The following is a 15,960-nucleotide window of genomic DNA, read 5'->3' on the forward strand; positions in this document are numbered from 1 at the left end:
AGGTGAACGCACTCGCCCAGGTTCCCCCGGAGTTTCTCCACGCCTTGGGAACCCTCAGGAAAGCACAATGCCGCAGCGAACTGCGCCTGGCGGAAATTCCGGCACCGGCACGCCTGGCGCCCTTCGCCGTGGCGCTGGGCGCGGAGGTCATGGCCTCCGGAACCGCCGGCACCACCGCACCCCTCCACGGACCTGCGGCGATGGCACTCGCCGCCGCGGCGGGGACGGAAGATGAGGAGGACACCGAGCTTGCCACCGGCCGGTTCATCCTGCTGCACGATCCCGACGGCTCCGCCGTCTGGGACGGCGAGTTCCGGATCGTGACCTACATCCGTGCGCAGCTGGAGCCGGAGATGGGCAACGACGAAATGCTGGGCACCGTTGCCTGGACCTGGCTCGTGGAGGCCTTGGAAAACCACAAGGCTCCCTACCGTGCCGCCGGCGGCACCGCCACCCGTGTCCTTTCGGAGAGCTTCGGCACCCTCGCCGACAGGCCAGGGTCAATCGACATCGAACTGCGAGCATCCTGGACACCTGCCTCATCTGACGTCACGGCCCACCTGGAGGCGTGGTCGGACATGGTCTGCACGTTTGCGGGATTACCGCCGCTGCCGGACGGGGTCTCGGCGCTGCCGAACCGGCGCCGGAACTAGTCCGGCCCTGGACCACCTTGTCGGTAAACTGAAGGCACCATGACCCCTCACATTCCGGATAACACCACAGCCGGCGCTCCGGCTGCTGACACTACTCCCCACATCACCGTGGACGGCTTCGACAGCTCCATCCCCGTTGTCATCGACCTTGATGCACCGCGCGACGGCGTGCCCTTGGTCATCGAAACGCAGTCCGGGCTGGAGCGGTGCGCCGCCGCCATCGCGGCCGGCACCGGACCCGCCGGGGTGGATGCCGAGCGCGCCTCCGGCTTCCGGTACGGCCAGCGCGCCTTCCTGGTCCAGATCCGCCGCGAAGGCTCCGGCACCTGGCTCATCGATCCTGAGCCCTTCGAGAACCTGGACATCATTAATGATGCCCTCCACGGGGTGGAATGGATCCTGCACGCAGCCAGCCAGGACCTGCCGTGCCTCTCCGAGCTGGGTATGTGGCCGGACAAGCTCTTTGACACCGAGCTTGCCGCGCGGCTCGCGGGCCTCCCGCGCGTTGGGCTCGCTGCGGTGATCGAGCAGCTGCTGGGCTTCGGCCTGGCCAAGGAACATTCCGCCGCCGACTGGTCCACCCGCCCCCTGCCTGAACCTTGGCTGCGCTACGCGGCACTGGACGTGGAGGTGCTCACCGAACTGCGTGAGGAGCTCATCGAACTGCTGGAGGCCGACGGAAAGCTCGAATTCGCGGAGCAGGAATTCGCGGCCATCCTGGCTGCCGGCGTAGCTCCGCCGCGGGTTGACCCGTGGCGCAAGACCTCCGGCCTGCACCAGATCCGTGATCGGCGCCAACTCGCCGCGGTCCGGGAACTGTGGCTGGAGCGCGATTCGCTGGCGCAGAAACGCGATGTGGCGCCGGGCAGGCTCATTCCCGATTCCGCCCTGGTGGCGGCCGCGAAAGCCATGCCTTCCACTGTTCCCCAACTGCTCGGAACCAAGGGCTTCCACGGAAGGGCCGCCCAACGCGAGGCTCCGCGCTGGCTTCGCTGCATCGCGGCTGCCCGTGACCTGGCGGACCTCCCCCCGCTGCACCTGCCCACCAACGCCCCGCCGCCGCCTCGCGTCTGGGCCGATCGGGATCCGGAGGCTGCCGCCCGGCTGGCCACGGCACGGCCACTGCTGCAGGAGAAGGCGGAACAAACGAACCTTCCGCTGGAAAACCTCCTGACACCGGACTACCTGCGCCGCATCGCCTGGCGGCCTCCCGCAGATGTCACCGAAGAATCGGTATCCACGGAACTCCGCGACCTGGGCGCCCGTGAATGGCAGATCGGGCTGGTTGCCCCACTGATCACGGCGGCTTTCCGCAATCCCCAACCCTTGCCGCCCAAGGAGCCCAAGGAACCGAAGGAGCCGAAGGCAGCCGCGGCAGCCGGGTAACTTCCCCTCAGCGAGCCTTGCACACTAAGTTACTGGCGAGTAACATAGTGTGCACTGCCGTCCGGACCAGTGCTGCCCCTTGGCCACTGACCGGCGCCAACGTCTCGATGAGGAGTTATACGTGAGCCACCACGGAAGCAGCGGAAATCCGCGCACTGTCCGCGACGTCGTCTTTGTTGACGGCGTCCGCACACCCTTCGGCCGGGCCGGCGACAAAGGAATCTACGCCGGAACCCGCGCCGATGACCTGATGGTCAAATGCATCCGCGAACTTCTCCGCCGCAATCCGTCCCTGCCATCGGAGCGGGTAGATGAAGTTGCCGTGGCCGCCACCACGCAGACCGGTGACCAGGGCCTTACCTTGGGACGCACCGCGGCGCTCCTGGCCGGCCTCCCCCGCACGGTCCCCGGGTTCGCCATCGACCGCATGTGCGCTGGCGCCATGACTGCCGTGACCACCACCGCCAGCGGCATCGGCTTCGGTGCCTACGACGTCGTGATCGCCGGCGGCGTGGAGCATATGGGCAACCACCCGATGGGCTCAGGTGCCGATCCCAACCCCCGCTTTATGTCCGAGCGGCTCGTTGATCCCGCCGCCCTGAACATGGGCAACACCGCCGAGAACCTGCACGACCGCTTTCCCGCCATCACCAAAGGCCGCACTGACGCTTACGCCGTTGCCTCGCAGGACAAACTCGCCGCCGCGTACAGCAAGGGCCAGATCCAGCCCGACCTGGTGCCGGTGGCAACCCTCAAGCCGGGCGAAGGCTGGACCCTGAACAGCGTTGATGAGCCACCCCGGCCAGGCACCACGCTCGAGGACCTGGCCGCCCTGCGCACGCCTTTCCGGGCCCACGGCCGGGTCACGGCAGGCAACGCAGCAGGCCTGAATGATGGCGCCACGGCCGCGCTCCTGGCTTCTTCCGAAGCTGCCGCAGAGCTTGGGCTGCCCGTCAAGATGCGCCTGGTCAGCTACGCGTATGCAGGCGTCGAACCCGAAGTCATGGGCATCGGACCCGTCCCCGCCACCGAGAAGGCCCTGAAGAACGCCGGGCTCACCATCGATGACATCGGACTCTTCGAAATCAACGAGGCTTTCGCCGTGCAGGTCCTGAGCTTCCTGGACCATTTCGGGATCTCCGACGACGACCCCCGCGTCAACCGGTACGGCGGCGCCATTGCGGTGGGCCACCCGCTGGCCTCCTCCGGGGTGCGGCTGATGAACCAGCTCGCACGGCAGTTCCAGGAGGACCCCACCGTGCGCTACGGCATCACCACCATGTGCATCGGCCTGGGCATGGGCGCCACGGTCATCTGGGAAAACCCGCACCACGCCCAATACAGCGGAACCGCAGCCCCGCAGCAGACCGACGCCACTACCGAAGGAGCCGCAGCATGAGCGCCGCCGATTTCACCACGCTTGCCCAACTCTTCCCCGACGAAACCGTGACGCACTCCTACGTCCGGGACATCGAACTGCCAGCTGCCCCCGGCACGTCCAGCCCCGGGACGTTTGCCCTGATCACGTTGGACAACGGCCTGGACCACTCCAAACCCACCACCCTTGGGCCCAACACACTGGTGGAACTCGGGACAGTCCTGGAGGGACTAAAGGAGCGGGCCGCCCGGGGCGAGATTGTGGGCGTGGGCGTGACCGGCAAGCCGTACTTCCTTGTTGCCGGGGCGGACCTTTCCGCCGTGAAATCTTTGGAGAACCGGGAGCATGGCCTGTGGATGGCCCAGCTTGGACACGACGTCTACGCCACCCTCGCCAACCTCGGCGTCCCCAGCTTCGCGTTCATCAATGGTGTGGCCCTTGGCGGCGGCCTGGAGATCGCCCTGCAGTCCACCTACCGCACCGTCTCCACCGGCGCGGGGGCGCTGGCGCTTCCTGAAGCTGTGCTCGGCCTGGTCCCCGGCTGGGGCGGCGTCTACATCCTGCCGCGGCTCACCGGACCCGAAAACGCCGTCAAGGTGATGATCGAGAACCCGCTCAGCAACAACCGGACCCTCACCGGGCCGGACGCTTTCCGGCTCGGCATCGCCGACGCCCTCTTCGAACCGGCGGACTTCCTGGAGCAGTCCCTAGCATGGGCAGCCAAGGTCATCACAGGTGAGGTGGTCCCGGAGAGGCCGAACGCCGTCGACCCTTCCGATCCCAAAGTTGCCGAACGCTGGGCCGCAGCCGTTAAGGCCGGCAGGGCGTTCGTGGAGGCTAAGACCTCCAACGCCTCCCCGGCACCGGCCAAGGTCCTGGACATCCTGGAAGCCAACCGCACTATGACGCAGGCGGCGTCCGCGGAGCTGGAATGCGAAACCCTTGCCGTGCTGATGCAGACCGACGAATTCCGCGCCACCGTGTACGCCTTCCTGGACCTGGTCCAGAAGCGTTCCAAACGCCCGGCAGGTGCCCCGGACCGGAAGCTGGCACGCCCGGTCACGAAGATCGGCGTGGTGGGCGCAGGCCTCATGGCAAGCCAACTGGCGCTCCTGTTTGCGCGCCAGCTCAAGGTTCCGGTGGTGATGACCGACATCGACCAGGCCCGGGTGGACAAGGGTGTTGGCTATGTCCATGCCGAGGTGGACAAACTCCTCGGCAAAAAGCGGATCAGCCCGGACGCCGCGAACCGCACTAAGGCGCTGGTGTCGGGCTCCGTTTCCAAGGACACCTTTGCTGACGCCGACTTTGTGATCGAGGCCGTCTTCGAAGAGCTGAACGTCAAGAAGCAGGTGTTCGCCGAGGTGGAGGCGATCGTCTCGCCTGACTGCATCCTGGCCACCAATACGTCGTCATTGTCCGTGACTGACATGGCTGCTGATCTTGAACACCCGGAGCGGCTCGTCGGATTCCATTTCTTCAACCCGGTGGCTGTTATGCCGCTGCTGGAGATCGTACGGGCTCCCAGGACAGACGACGCCGTGCTGGCCACCGCCTTCGAGCTCGCCAAGGGCTTGAAGAAGACGGCTGTGCTGGTCAAGGACGCCCCCGCCTTTGTGGTCAACCGGATCCTGCTGCGGCTGATGGGCGAAGTGACGGCCGCCTTTGACGAGGGCACCCCGGCAGAGGTTGCCGACAACGCCCTGCGGCCCATGGGCCTGCCGATGACGCCGTTCACCTTGGGCGCCATGGTGGGCCTGCCGGTGGCGCAGCACGTCCAGGAGTCCCTGCACGCCGCTTTCGGCGACCGCTTTCCGGTGTCCGCAAACCTGAAGAAGCTGATCGACAACGGCGTGAAGTCGCTGTGGGCCCCCGCGGCCGACGGAACGCAGGAAATCCCGGACTCCACCCTGTCGCTGATGTCGTTCGGTACCTCGCCGTCCACCGGAGACGAGGTGCTGCACCGGGTCCAGGATGCCTTGGCCGAGGAAATCGGCCTGATGCTGGAAGAAGGCGTGGTGGCAGGTCCGGAGGACATCGACCTCTGCATGATCCTCGGCGCGGGCTGGCCCATGTTCCTGGGCGGCATCACCCCGTACCTGGACCGGGTTGGCGCCTCCGAGCGGGTGAACGGCAAGCGGTTCCTCGCACCGGGCACCGCATCCCGTTCCGCGGCGCCAGCAAGCGCGTAGCCTGCCCGTCCGGAACCGGCCAAGGCGTCAGGGAACCGGGATCTGGCCCGGGATCACTGGGAGGTCAGCGCGCGGCCGGACTCCAGGTGCACCAGCCTATGCGCAAGGGACCGCGCGTACTCGAGGTCGTGTGTGACCAGCACGACGGCGGCGCCCTCCGCGGCGGCACACCGGACCACGCGGTCCAGGACCGCCAGTCCATGGCCGTCCAGGGCTACGGTCGGTTCGTCCAGGGCAAGGACAGACGGGCGCCTGGCCAGCACGGTGGCCAGGGCCAGCAGGCGCTGGTGGGACGCGGGAAGTTCTGCCGGATGCCGGCCGGCGAGGTGATCCAGGCCGACGGCGGCGAGGGCTTCAGATACGGCCCGCTCGGTTGCTGGGTCATGGCAGTGCCTCCCGGCAGCTCCCTGCGCGGCCGTCCATGTAAAGACTGGCCGGCGGCCTGGTTTCCGGCGGACCGGCCACCGTTCCACGCCGAAGCGGACTTCCCGTTCCACGGTGCGCTCGAACAGCTGGTCCCGGGGCTGCTGGAAGAGGAGCCCGACGTCGCCGGACACCCTTCCCGTTGGGTGCCCGGCGATGTCCTGCCCCTTGACCAGGACCGTCCCGGCCGTGGGCTGGAGGAGGCCATTGAGGTGCCGCAGCAGTGTGGACTTTCCGGCACCGTTCGCTCCGGTGACAGCAACGATCTCGCCGGCGCGTACTTCCATGTTGAGGTTCTGAAGGACCACTGCCGCGGCGGGGTCCGGCTCTGTTTTGAGCCAGCGCCGGCGTTGTTGGCGGTAGCTGAACGAGACGCCACGCAGTTCGACCGCGGGCGGGCGGGGCACCATTGCTCCAAGGGCAGAGGCACTGAGAACGGTGGCACCAGCGATAAGTGCATCAAGGCCAGGAGCACCGTTTCCCAGTGCTTCCGGGACCGGCAGGACACTGGCCCCCGTGCCCGGCCGCGGGCTCACTACGCCGGCCGTTGCCAACTCTCCGGAGCCGGTGACTTGGGCGGGCGTGCCCGTCATCGCCACCGTACCTCCGCTGAGCAGCACCCAGGTGTCGGCGTCGAGCAGCAAATCGTCCACCCTCTGGCTCAGGACCACGACGGCGGTGCCGTCCTTCACAAGGTTCCGCACCAGGAGCGCCAAACTTTCGGCTCCTTCCCGGTCTAGGGAAGCGAACGGCTCGTCCATCACCAGCACGGCAGGCCCGGAAATGACGGCGCATCCGATGGCCAGGCGGCGCAGTTCGCCGCCGGAAAGCCTTGCGGGGTCCTTGTCCAGCAGGTGGTCCAGGCCGACCCTTGACGCCGTGCGCCCAACGGCGGCGGCCATTCCGGCCCGATCCATTCCCACGTTTTCCAACCCGAAGGCCAACTCTTCGGCAACCGTTGCGCGGACGCTGGAGAGGGCCGCCACGGCGTCCTGCGGCACGAAGCCCAGCACGCGGCCCCACGTACCGGGGTTGATTCGTGGATCAGCTTCTCCAGTGAACTGCAGCCTCGTACCGCCAAGGTCGAGGAATCCCGTCAGGCTCCCGCCATTGCCGGGAAGCAGCCACCCGGCAATCAGGCGTCCCAGTGTTGACTTGCCGCTGCCGGAGCCGCCCAGCACTGCCGTCAGTGTGCCTGCACCGAGGGAAAGGTCCACACCGGCGAGGACGGGTTCCGTATCGCCGGGATAAATGAATGTTTCTATCCCCGCAGCCAGTACGGGGGTGGAGCTTTCCGCCATCCTCAAGAACCCACCCATGACTGCCCGAGGCGGACCACTGTTGCCGCAGCGGCCGCGAGCAGGAGGACCAGGCGCAGCCGGCGCTGGAACGGCGGATCGGGCACCTCACGGTAACTGGTGCGCGGCCCGGGTCCGCCGAAGCCACGGGCTTCCAGGGCAGCCGCCCGGGTGCCAGCTTCGTCCACCAATGACAGGACCAACGGCACCGCCTGCCACCGGAAGGCTGTCATTCGCCGGAAAACGCCCCCTGTGATCACCAGGCCGCGGGCCTCCTGGGCATGCCTGATCCTGCCCAGCCGTGTGGTGATGGCCGGCAGCAGGGTCAGGGTGGAGGCCAGCACAAACGCGAAACGGGCATGAACGCCCCGGGCGGACAATGCGGCGACCAAGTCCGGAACGCTGATGGTAAAGGAGCACAACAGCAGCACGAGCACTGACGCGGAGAGCTGGGTGGACCGGTCAAGGGCAAACTGCAGCCCTTCCACGGTGACCCGCGCCGGTCCCCATTGCGCCAGGACGGCAGCGCCTTCGGGAAAGAACAGTCCATGCAGGATGAAGAGCGACAACACGAGGGGGGCCAGAATTCCCGCAGCAGCCGCCGCCATCCGGCGTTCCACTCCCCCGGCGACCGACAAGCACACTGCTGCGGCAATCACGGCGAGGGACAGCGGCAGGCTCGCTGCCGCCGTCGTCATCACTGCCGTGCTCCCGGCGGCGGCCAGCGATGTAAACGGATGGAGTCGCATCAGGGGAGGGTCAGGAGGCCTGGTCCGCAGGTGCGCCGGCGGTCTCGCTGGCGGGCCGGCCGGTTCCGTGGCCCGCCAACACGCGGTGGCGCGTCACAAAGGGGAACTGCAGGCGTGTACGGCGTGGCAGGGCATACACCAGGATGGCCACCAGCGTGAAGACGATGGCCTTGTCCATGGGATCCGAGATCAGGGCCTGCTTGGTAATGGCGGCCAGGAGCGTGTCCCCCATAGAGCGGAAGGCGCTCACGATGGCGCCGGTGGCCAGCCCCGACGTGCCGCCGAAGACAAAGGCGGCAATGGGCGCGGAGACAACACCGCCGATGATCCCGGTCAGGAAACCGGCCACCGGTGCCAGGTAAAAGCGGCGGAACAGTCCATACCGGGCAGCGAGGCCTGCCAGGCAGCCGATCAGGGCGGCGCCGGCAGCAAACGGGAGGACAGTCGGATTGAAGAAGGACCAGACGATACTGCTCAGCGCGCCTGTGGCGGCTCCGGCTGCCGGTCCGGCCAGGACCGCGATGAGGACCGTGCCGATGGCGTCAAGGTAGAACGGCACCAGTGTGCTGCCTACAAACTGGCCCAGCACAATGTTCAGCACCAGCGCAACGGGAATCAGTACCAGCGTGGAGACGGGCAGCGTGGGCAGGACGGCAACAATCAGCAGGATGGCGCCGGCAAGGAACCCGGAGAGCGCGATCAGGGCCGAAGCGCTTCCCGGTCCGCCAGTGATGTCCGCGGGCTGGTTGAGCACAAGGTAGATGTAGGTGCCTGCGATGGCCAGTGCACCGAGGATTTCCAGCAACCGGCGCTTCCGGGCGGCGGCCGGGGTTGGGGATTCCAGCGTAAGGGAGGGCGATGACATGGCGTTCCTTCGAAGGTTCAGGCTGGGAAGCCCGGAAAGCCCGGGCAATGCGGAACGCCGCCTATGTCACCTCGGCGGCAACCGGCGCGTTTGGGTGCCGGCCGGTCCGCCATCCAGTCTACCGGCTGGTACCCCGCAGCTATCCGGCCGTTTCGGCCGATTTCCGGCAGGCCTGCGTTCCGACGTCGGCCCAGCTCTGCCATAGACTCACGGAAAGGCCCACTCCACCACCCCACCCCCGCCGTCCTGCGGAGGACCTCACGAAAGGCGGATGCATGCCCCACTACGACCTGGCCATCATCGGTTCGGGATCCGGAAATTCGCTGATTACTCCGTTCTGGGACGGCAGGAAGGTAGCGATGATCGACGGCGGCGTGTTCGGCGGTACGTGCCTGAATGTCGGCTGCATCCCCACCAAGATGTTTGTCTACCCGGCCGGGCTTGCCGCCACGCCCTCGGAAGCGGGCCGCCTCGGTGTGGACCTGAGCCTGGATAAGGTGCACTGGAATGACGTGCGGGACAGGATTTTTGGCCGGATCGATTCGATTTCCGAGTCCGGCCGGCGGTACCGGGCGGATGAACTCGACAATGTGGACCTGTACCAGGACCACGCTCGGTTCACGGGTCCCAGGACGCTCGTCACCGATTCAGGCGTGGAACTCACCGCGGACCGGGTAGTAGTGGCCGCCGGTTCCCGGGCCGTCCTGCCCAAAGTTCCGGGGATCGGCCTGCCGCAGGTACATACCTCCGATACCGTCATGCGCATTGACGGCCTGCCGGGGAGAGTGGTGGTTGTGGGCGGCGGCTACATCGCGGCGGAGTTTGCCGCGGTGTTCCATGGCTTCGGCGCCGACGTCACCCAGGTAAACCGTTCCGGCAGACTGCTTCGCGGCAACGACCGGGAGATCGCCGGGCGTTTCGCCGCCGCAGCCGCCAGCCGCTGGCGGCTGGAGCTTGGATACGCGCTCCAGGCTGTGGAGGACAACGGCGACGGCTCGGTCACGGTCGTTTTCTCCGATGATGATGGCACGCCGCTACGCATCCCGGCGGATATCGTCCTGATGGCCACGGGGCGGGTGCCTAACACGGACCGGCTGGGCGTGGAGGCTGCCGGCTTTGACCTGGACGGGGACCGCACCCTGTCCGTGGACCGCCACCTCAGGGTCCTCTCCAACGGGCAGCCTGTGGACGGCGTGTACGCCCTGGGCGACATCGCGAACAGCTACCAGCTCAAGCACGTCGCCAACCGGGAAGCCCGGGTGGTGGCGAACAACCTCGAACACCCGGACCGGCTCCGGCCCATCGACTACACGGCACTGCCGTTTGCCGTGTTCTCCAACCCACAGGTGGCTTCCGTCGGCCTGACCGAAGATGACGCCCGCTCGCAGGCAGCGCCAGGCACGGAAATCGTTACGGCGGTCCAGGACTACGGCTCCACCGCCTACGGCTGGGCCATGGAGGACGAGGAAGGGGTGGTCAAGCTCGTCGCTGAGAAGTCCACCGGACGCCTGCTCGGAGCCCACATCATGGGCCGCGAAGCCTCCATCCTCATCCAGCCACTGGTCCAGGCGATGGCCACGGACGTGCCGGTCCATACGCTGGCGCGCGGCCCCTACTGGATCCACCCGGCTTTGACCGAGGTGGTGGAGAACGCCTTGCTGGCCCTGGACGTGGACCTGCCTGACGACGCTTCGTTGTAGGACTAACGGGTCACTGCCGGACTTACCGTTCGTACAGCCGGGCTGCGAGGGCGCCGACGGACCGGATGAGTTCCTGGAAGGCCTGTTCAGGGTTGTTCCCGGACACCACCTTGGCGTTGGGCGGGTGTCCCCACAGCTTGCGGTAGTCCGCCACGGTGGTCCCCATCAACAAGGTGGACTCGACCTCGACGTCGACGGTTGCCGTCCGGGTGCTGTACTCCAGCGTGCCGGCTGCCACGCCTGCGGCGAAGAAGTCGTGGACATGCGCCAGGTACCCCTGGTCATAGTGCCGGTGGAACTCAAAGTAGAACCGCAACGCATCGGACAGGTGCCGCACCAGCGGGTTCTCGGACGTGCTCCGGAGCCCCTCGGGCTGCTCGGGAAGCACAAGTTCCTCCACGGCGCAGCCCGCCGCCGCGGAAAGCCGCCTTATGTGCTCGGGCCGCATCTCGATCCGCTCCGTGGTGTCCAGCGAGCAGACAATGGGGAGCCGGTCCTCCGGCAACCCGCGGAACGCCGCATAGACTTCCTTGGCCGCATGCGGGTCCACATGGGTGTTCCACTCTGCCGTGGGCGTGGTGTTTCCCTGGTGGTAGAAACTTCCGCCCATGATCACCACCCGTTTCAGCAATTCCGGCAACCGCGGTTCACGTCGGATGGCCAGGGCGAAATTCGTCAGCGGCGCCGTAATCAGCGCCGTCAGCTCCCCCGGGTGGGCGCGTGCTGCTTCCACCCAGACATCGGCGGCGTGCCGAGCGGACACTGACCCGGACGGCTGTGGCAACACGGCGTGTCCAAGACCTTGGGGTCCGTGGGTCTCCGGGGTGGTCACGAGGGGGACGGAAAGGGGAACTTCGGCGCCAACGGCGACCTCAACCCCAGGACGCCCGCACAACTCCAGCATGGCCAGCGTGTTCAAGGCCACTTGGCGCAGGCCCGCGTTTCCGGGGGTCGCAGTCACAGCCACGAACTCCACTTCCGGCAGCGAGGCCAGGTACGCCAGGGCCAAGGCGTCGTCTATCCCGGTATCCACATCCAGCAGCAGCCTGGTCATCGGCGTCGTTCCCTCAGGCCGTTTCCTAGAAGAGTGCCACTTTGGGGACTTTGGGGAAGATGTCATCCAGTTCCGCAAGCTCCGCCGGGGTTGGCACCCAGGCCACGGCCTCCGCGTTCTGGCGGACCTGTTCGGGCCTGGTGGCCCCCGCGATCACGCTGCTGACCGACGGCTGGGCCGCGAGCCAGGAGAAGGCCACCTGAACCTCCGACAGGCCACGCTGTTCGGCGAAGGCGCTGAACCGTGTGAGCTGGCCCCAGTCGGCATCGTGCACCAGATGGGTCCGGGTATGGCTGAGCCGGGTGCCTTCCGGCGCCGTGTCCGGCGAGTATTTTCCGGTAAGGAGCCCGTTGGCCAACGGGAAGTAAGGCAGGACGCCAAGGCCATACGCCTCGGCTGCGGGGGTGACTTCCAGCTCCGCCCGCCGGTCCAGGAGGTTGTAGTGGTTCTGGGTGGAGATGAACCGGGCACCCCCGGCGGTCCGTGCGACGAACTCAGCTTCGGCGATCTGCCAGCCGGCGCGGTTTGAGTGCCCGATGTACCGCACTTTCCCACTCGTCACCAGGTCATCGAGCGCTGAGAGGGTTTCTTCGATCGGCGTCAGCGGGTCCGGAGTGTGGAACTGGTACAGGTCGATCCAGTCGGTGCCCAGCCGCCTCAGCGATGCCTCCGCCGCGCGGATGATGTAGCTGCGGGAGCCGCGGGCGCCGAAATCGCGGCCATTGGCCCCGTGCATGTCCATCCCGAACTTGGTGGCCACCACGGCTTCGTCCCGCCGCCCGGCCAGAGCCTTGCCCAGCATGCTCTCGCTGAGGCCGGGCTCGCGCCCGTAGGTGTCCGCCACGTCGAAGAGAGTCACACCGGCGTCGAGGGCGGCGTGGACGACGGCGTCAGTGGCCTCCTGGGACTCGGTGGCCGTCTGGGCCCGGCCCAGGTTATTGCAGCCCAGGCCCACAACAGAAACGGTGAGGCCGGAGTTTCCGAGGCGGCGGTATTCAGTCATCGACTTCCGTCCTAGAGGCTGAAGCTGTTGGCTGGCTTCGCCGAGTGCTTGAGCTTGAAGCTGTCCGGATCAGTGAAGGGTGCGGCGCCAATGCTGAGCTTGGTGAAGTCCAAATCCTCGCCGCGGCTGCAGACCTTGATCGCGTTGACGGCTTTGTTTACGTCGGGGCAAAGGCAGAAGATGTTCAGCTTGTAGTCGCTGAATTCCGAGCGTTCCACCGTGCCCAGCCCGCGCCACGCCAGGTGGCTGATGAGGGCATCCTTCGCCTTCTCCTCAAGGTAGCGGTCGCGGTCGGTGCCCTCCTTGGTCTTCAGGGCGAACTGGGCTACCACCCAAAACTGCTCCTCGTCGGGGATTTCGGCGTAGCCGTCCTCCGCGCACTGCACGGCAAACGCATCCATCAGGCCCTCCGCCGCGGCGGCGTCGGCGACGTCGGTTTCTTCGGTCTTGCTCTGGTGGCCCACAACGCCATAGTTCATCACGAACTGGCTGTAGTCCTCGTCGAACCAGCCCTCGCGGAAGTGCAGCACTCCCTCATCGTCCCGTTTGTAGACCCTGATGATTCCGCTCATGACCGTCCCTTCGTGAACCATTCGACATCTGTTCCGTCAAACGGTGCGTGCTGTGCCTTGACGGCCTGGTAAAGCTCATCCGCGGCGGCCTGGATATCATCCACCAGCCGGTCCGGGTAATTCATGGCGATGCGGTGCTCGGCGAACTCGTCCTGGTCATCGATAAAGACGCCGCGGCCCGCCATGCGGATGACATCCAAATCCATGTCGATCACATGGAACTCGGTGACGGCGGGCCGGATGTCCGTCCACTCGTGCGCAACGGCGAGGTCCACGTAGACACGGACCCCGTTGGGGTGGGCGTCGTCATAGAACGTGGCCACCCAGTCGCCGGAGCGCGGCACCAGCAGCACTGCATCGGACCGGGTGTAGAACGCGGCGCCGGGCCGGGAGCAGAATTCGTTGGTTCCCTGGAAAATCCACCAGCCGTGCCGGTCCTCACCCAGATAGCGGCCCGGGACCACCCAGTGGGCCTTGCCGTTCCATTTGCGGTTCCGGGCCACCACCAATTGGCCGGGCTGCAGCGGGCCCGGAACGCGTGTGGTGCTGGTATGTATCGCCGGTCCGCTTTCACCGGTTGCCCCCGGGTACTTCAGTGCGTCTTCTTCCCTCACAGAATCGGAAGGCTGCCGGTGGTGGGGTGTTGCTGGCCCGGGAGGGGACGCGCAAACGGAACCTTGGTGCCCAAAACCTGCGCGACGACGTCGTGCGTTATTTGCTGGGCGGTCAGCCCGACGCGCTCCAGGACCTGGCTCCTGGTGCCGTGGTCAAGGAACTCCACGGGCAGGCCAACCTCGTTCAGGGCAGTGTCCACCCCGGCGGCGCGCATTTCCTGCCTGATCCGCGACCCCACTCCGCCTGCGCGGACGCCGTCCTCAATGCAGATGACCAGTCGGTGATGGGAGGCCAGCGCGATGATGGAACGGCGGACCGGCAGCACCCAGCGCGGGTCCACCACGGTGGTGCTGATTCCCTGCGCGCCGAGGCGGTTGGAAACGTCCAGGGCAAGTTCGGACATGGCCCCGACGCTGACGATCAGGACGTCGTTCTCAGTGGAACCGGAGGGGCGTCGGGCCAGGACATCCACGCCGTCGCTTAGCCTTTCGATGGCTTCGACTTCGGCGCCCACGGTGCCCTTGGAGAAGCGCACCACGGTGGGGGCGTCACTGATGGCTACAGCCTCGCGGAGTTCCTCCCGCAGGCGGGAGGCGTCGCGCGGGGCCGCGAGGTGCAGCCCCGGCACAATCTGGACCATGGCCATGTCCCACATGCCGTGGTGGCTTGCACCGTCGGGCCCGGTGACGCCTGCCCGGTCCAACACGATGGTGACGCCGGCCTTATGCAGGGCGACGTCCATCAGCAGTTGGTCGAACGCGCGGTTCAGGAACGTGGCGTAGACGGCCACCACCGGGTGGAGCCCGCCGAAGGCCATGCCGGCGGCGGAGGTCAAGGCGTGCTGTTCGGCAATTCCGACGTCGATCACGCGGTCGGGGTGCCTGGCGGCAAATTTGTGCAGGCCCACGGGGATCAGCATGGCGCCGGTGAGGCCCACGATGTCCGGCCGTTCATCGGATATCTCGGCGATCTCGTCAGCGAAAACGGAGGTCCAGGACTGGGCGCCGGCGCTGCCCGTAGGCTCGCCCGTCTCGGGGTCGATGATGCCGACGGCGTGGAACTGGTCCGCCTCATGGGCGCGGGCGGGAGCGTAGCCGTGGCCCTTTTCGGTCATGGCGTGGACAATGACCGGGCCCGCGTAGTTCCTGGCTGTGGACAGGGCGTGCTCCATGGCCTGGAGGTTGTGCCCGTCCACGGGGCCGATGTATTTCATGCCAAGGTCCTCGAACATGCCCTGGGGCGCCCACCAGTCCTTGATGCCCTTTTTCATGGCATGCAGGCTCTTGTAGGTGAACTGCCCCACGGGGCCGCTGTTCTGGAGCTTCTTTTTCCACCAGTCCAAGGTCCCCTCATAGGCGGGGGCGGCGCGGAAGGAGTCGATGGTGGGTCGCAGCGATGCCAGGTAGTCGGCGAAGCCGCCGACGGTGGGCGCATAGGAGCGGCCGTTGTCGTTGACCACGATCACCACGCGGCGGCGTTTATCGGCCGCGATGTTGTTGATGGCTTCCCAGGCCATGCCGCCGGTCAGGGCACCGTCGCCTACCACCGCGACGGTGTACCGGTCGCCTTCCCCGGTGAGCTGCCGGGCCCGGGAGATACCGTCCGCCCAGGACAGGGACGAGGAAGCGTGTGAGCTTTCGACGATGTCGTGCTCGGATTCGGCCCGGGACGGGTAGCCTGACAGGCCGCCTTCCTGACGGAGTGTGCTGAAGTCCTGGCGTCCGGTGAGGAGCTTGTGGACGTAGGACTGGTGGCCGGTATCGAAAACGATACTGTCCCGCGGCGAGTCAAAGATGCGGTGCACGGCCAGCGTCAGCTCAACCACCCCAAGGTTGGGTCCAAGGTGTCCACCGGTCTGGGAGACGTTCGTGATCAGGAAACTCCTGATCTCACCGGCGAGTTCCGCCAGCTGCTTTTCGGACAACTCGTTCAGGTCCTGCGGATTCCGGATGGCGTCCAAGAGTCCCAATGACCCCTCCTTCAGGTGGTAGACGTGCCTGTTAACTCTAACGCCTCGGCTCAAATCCAAAGCCGAAGCCCCGGCTGGTCGGTGACCGGCCGGGGCTTCGTCA

13 protein-coding genes are annotated in these 15,960 nt (G+C 66.7%); 5 read left to right on the forward strand and 8 right to left on the reverse strand.

The features are described 5' to 3' along the window. Positions 1–2 precede the first annotated feature (2 nt). The 4 genes from V9L17_RS10790 (at position 3) to V9L17_RS10805 (ending at position 5,609) form a co-directional block, all read left to right on the forward strand. Positions 3–653 carry a DUF3000 domain-containing protein gene (locus V9L17_RS10790; RefSeq protein WP_337347824.1) on the forward strand — a complete coding sequence of 217 codons (651 nt, stop codon included), beginning with the start codon at positions 3–5 and terminating at the stop codon, positions 651–653. Between the two features lie 39 nt (positions 654–692). Continuing rightward, a complete protein-coding gene (locus tag V9L17_RS10795) occupies positions 693–2,039 on the forward strand; it encodes an HRDC domain-containing protein (RefSeq protein ID WP_337351429.1) in 1,347 nt (448 codons plus the stop codon). A gap of 121 nt (positions 2,040–2,160) precedes the next feature. After that, positions 2,161–3,438, forward strand: a complete 1,278-nt coding sequence (locus V9L17_RS10800; RefSeq protein WP_337351430.1) for a thiolase family protein — start codon at positions 2,161–2,163, stop codon at positions 3,436–3,438. After that, a complete protein-coding gene (locus V9L17_RS10805) occupies positions 3,435–5,609 on the forward strand; it encodes a 3-hydroxyacyl-CoA dehydrogenase NAD-binding domain-containing protein (RefSeq protein ID WP_337351431.1) in 2,175 nt (724 codons plus the stop codon). Before V9L17_RS10800 ends, V9L17_RS10805 begins: the two co-directional genes overlap by 4 nt. Before the next feature lie 53 nt (positions 5,610–5,662). Here V9L17_RS10805 and V9L17_RS10810 read toward each other — a convergent pair whose 3' ends face one another. The 3 genes from V9L17_RS10810 to V9L17_RS10820 are packed head-to-tail and all read right to left on the reverse strand — an operon-like array spanning position 5,663 to position 8,944. Next, the gene (locus V9L17_RS10810) at positions 5,663–7,333 is read right to left on the reverse strand and encodes an ABC transporter ATP-binding protein (protein WP_337351432.1); all 1,671 of its coding nucleotides are present in this window, start codon (positions 7,331–7,333) and stop codon (positions 5,663–5,665) included. 2 nt (positions 7,334–7,335) lie between these two features. Next, a complete protein-coding gene (locus tag V9L17_RS10815; RefSeq protein ID WP_337351433.1) occupies positions 7,336–8,079 on the reverse strand; it encodes an energy-coupling factor transporter transmembrane component T in 744 nt (247 codons plus the stop codon). Positions 8,080–8,089: 10 nt separating this feature from the next. Next, positions 8,090–8,944 (reverse strand): ECF transporter S component, encoded by an 855-nt coding sequence (locus tag V9L17_RS10820; protein WP_337351434.1) that lies wholly within the window; start codon positions 8,942–8,944, stop codon positions 8,090–8,092. Positions 8,945–9,219: 275 nt separating this feature from the next. Between V9L17_RS10820 and V9L17_RS10825 the strand changes: the two genes are divergently transcribed. Continuing rightward, positions 9,220–10,644 (forward strand): mycothione reductase, encoded by a 1,425-nt coding sequence (locus V9L17_RS10825; RefSeq protein WP_337351435.1) that lies wholly within the window; start codon positions 9,220–9,222, stop codon positions 10,642–10,644. 22 nt (positions 10,645–10,666) lie between these two features. On the opposite strand, the gene V9L17_RS10830 is transcribed toward V9L17_RS10825, so the two are convergent. Genes V9L17_RS10830 through dxs form a run of 5 tightly spaced genes read right to left on the reverse strand, consistent with a single transcriptional unit; the run spans position 10,667 to position 15,857 of the window. Continuing rightward, on the reverse strand, positions 10,667–11,698 hold the full coding sequence (locus V9L17_RS10830; protein WP_337351436.1) for a nucleoside hydrolase: 1,032 nt from the start codon (positions 11,696–11,698) through the stop codon (positions 10,667–10,669). Between the two features lie 25 nt (positions 11,699–11,723). Beyond that, positions 11,724–12,701 carry an aldo/keto reductase gene (locus V9L17_RS10835; protein WP_337351437.1) on the reverse strand — a complete coding sequence of 326 codons (978 nt, stop codon included), beginning with the start codon at positions 12,699–12,701 and terminating at the stop codon, positions 11,724–11,726. Between the two features lie 11 nt (positions 12,702–12,712). Next, on the reverse strand, positions 12,713–13,273 hold the full coding sequence (locus V9L17_RS10840; protein WP_337347814.1) for a hypothetical protein: 561 nt from the start codon (positions 13,271–13,273) through the stop codon (positions 12,713–12,715). Then, entirely contained in the window at positions 13,270–13,887 is a 618-nt protein-coding gene (locus tag V9L17_RS10845) for a DUF402 domain-containing protein (RefSeq protein WP_337347813.1), read from the reverse strand. The genes V9L17_RS10840 and V9L17_RS10845 overlap by 4 nt, the downstream gene beginning before the upstream one ends. Next, positions 13,884–15,857: a 1-deoxy-D-xylulose-5-phosphate synthase gene (gene dxs, locus V9L17_RS10850; RefSeq protein WP_337351438.1), complete on the reverse strand. Its 1,974-nt coding sequence runs from the start codon at positions 15,855–15,857 to the stop codon at positions 13,884–13,886. The genes V9L17_RS10845 and dxs overlap by 4 nt, the downstream gene beginning before the upstream one ends. Positions 15,858–15,960: the final 103 nt, after the last annotated feature.

Origin of the sequence: Pseudarthrobacter sp. CCNWLW207, from assembly GCF_037203945.1 — a bacterium.
Classification (GTDB): Bacteria; Actinomycetota; Actinomycetes; order Actinomycetales; family Micrococcaceae; genus Arthrobacter.

Coding starts and splice junctions, on each gene's coding strand:
- V9L17_RS10825 (WP_337351435.1), top strand. CDS start 9,220: ATGCCCCACTACGACCTGGCCATCATCGGTTCGGGATCCGGAAATTCG.
- V9L17_RS10835 (WP_337351437.1), bottom strand. CDS start 12,701: ATGACTGAATACCGCCGCCTCGGAAACTCCGGCCTCACCGTTTCTGTT.
- V9L17_RS10795 (WP_337351429.1), top strand. CDS start 693: ATGACCCCTCACATTCCGGATAACACCACAGCCGGCGCTCCGGCTGCT.
- V9L17_RS10805 (WP_337351431.1), top strand. CDS start 3,435: ATGAGCGCCGCCGATTTCACCACGCTTGCCCAACTCTTCCCCGACGAA.
- V9L17_RS10815 (WP_337351433.1), bottom strand. CDS start 8,079: ATGCGACTCCATCCGTTTACATCGCTGGCCGCCGCCGGGAGCACGGCA.
- V9L17_RS10830 (WP_337351436.1), bottom strand. CDS start 11,698: ATGACCAGGCTGCTGCTGGATGTGGATACCGGGATAGACGACGCCTTG.
- V9L17_RS10810 (WP_337351432.1), bottom strand. CDS start 7,333: ATGGCGGAAAGCTCCACCCCCGTACTGGCTGCGGGGATAGAAACATTC.
- V9L17_RS10840 (WP_337347814.1), bottom strand. CDS start 13,273: ATGAGCGGAATCATCAGGGTCTACAAACGGGACGATGAGGGAGTGCTG.
- V9L17_RS10820 (WP_337351434.1), bottom strand. CDS start 8,944: ATGTCATCGCCCTCCCTTACGCTGGAATCCCCAACCCCGGCCGCCGCC.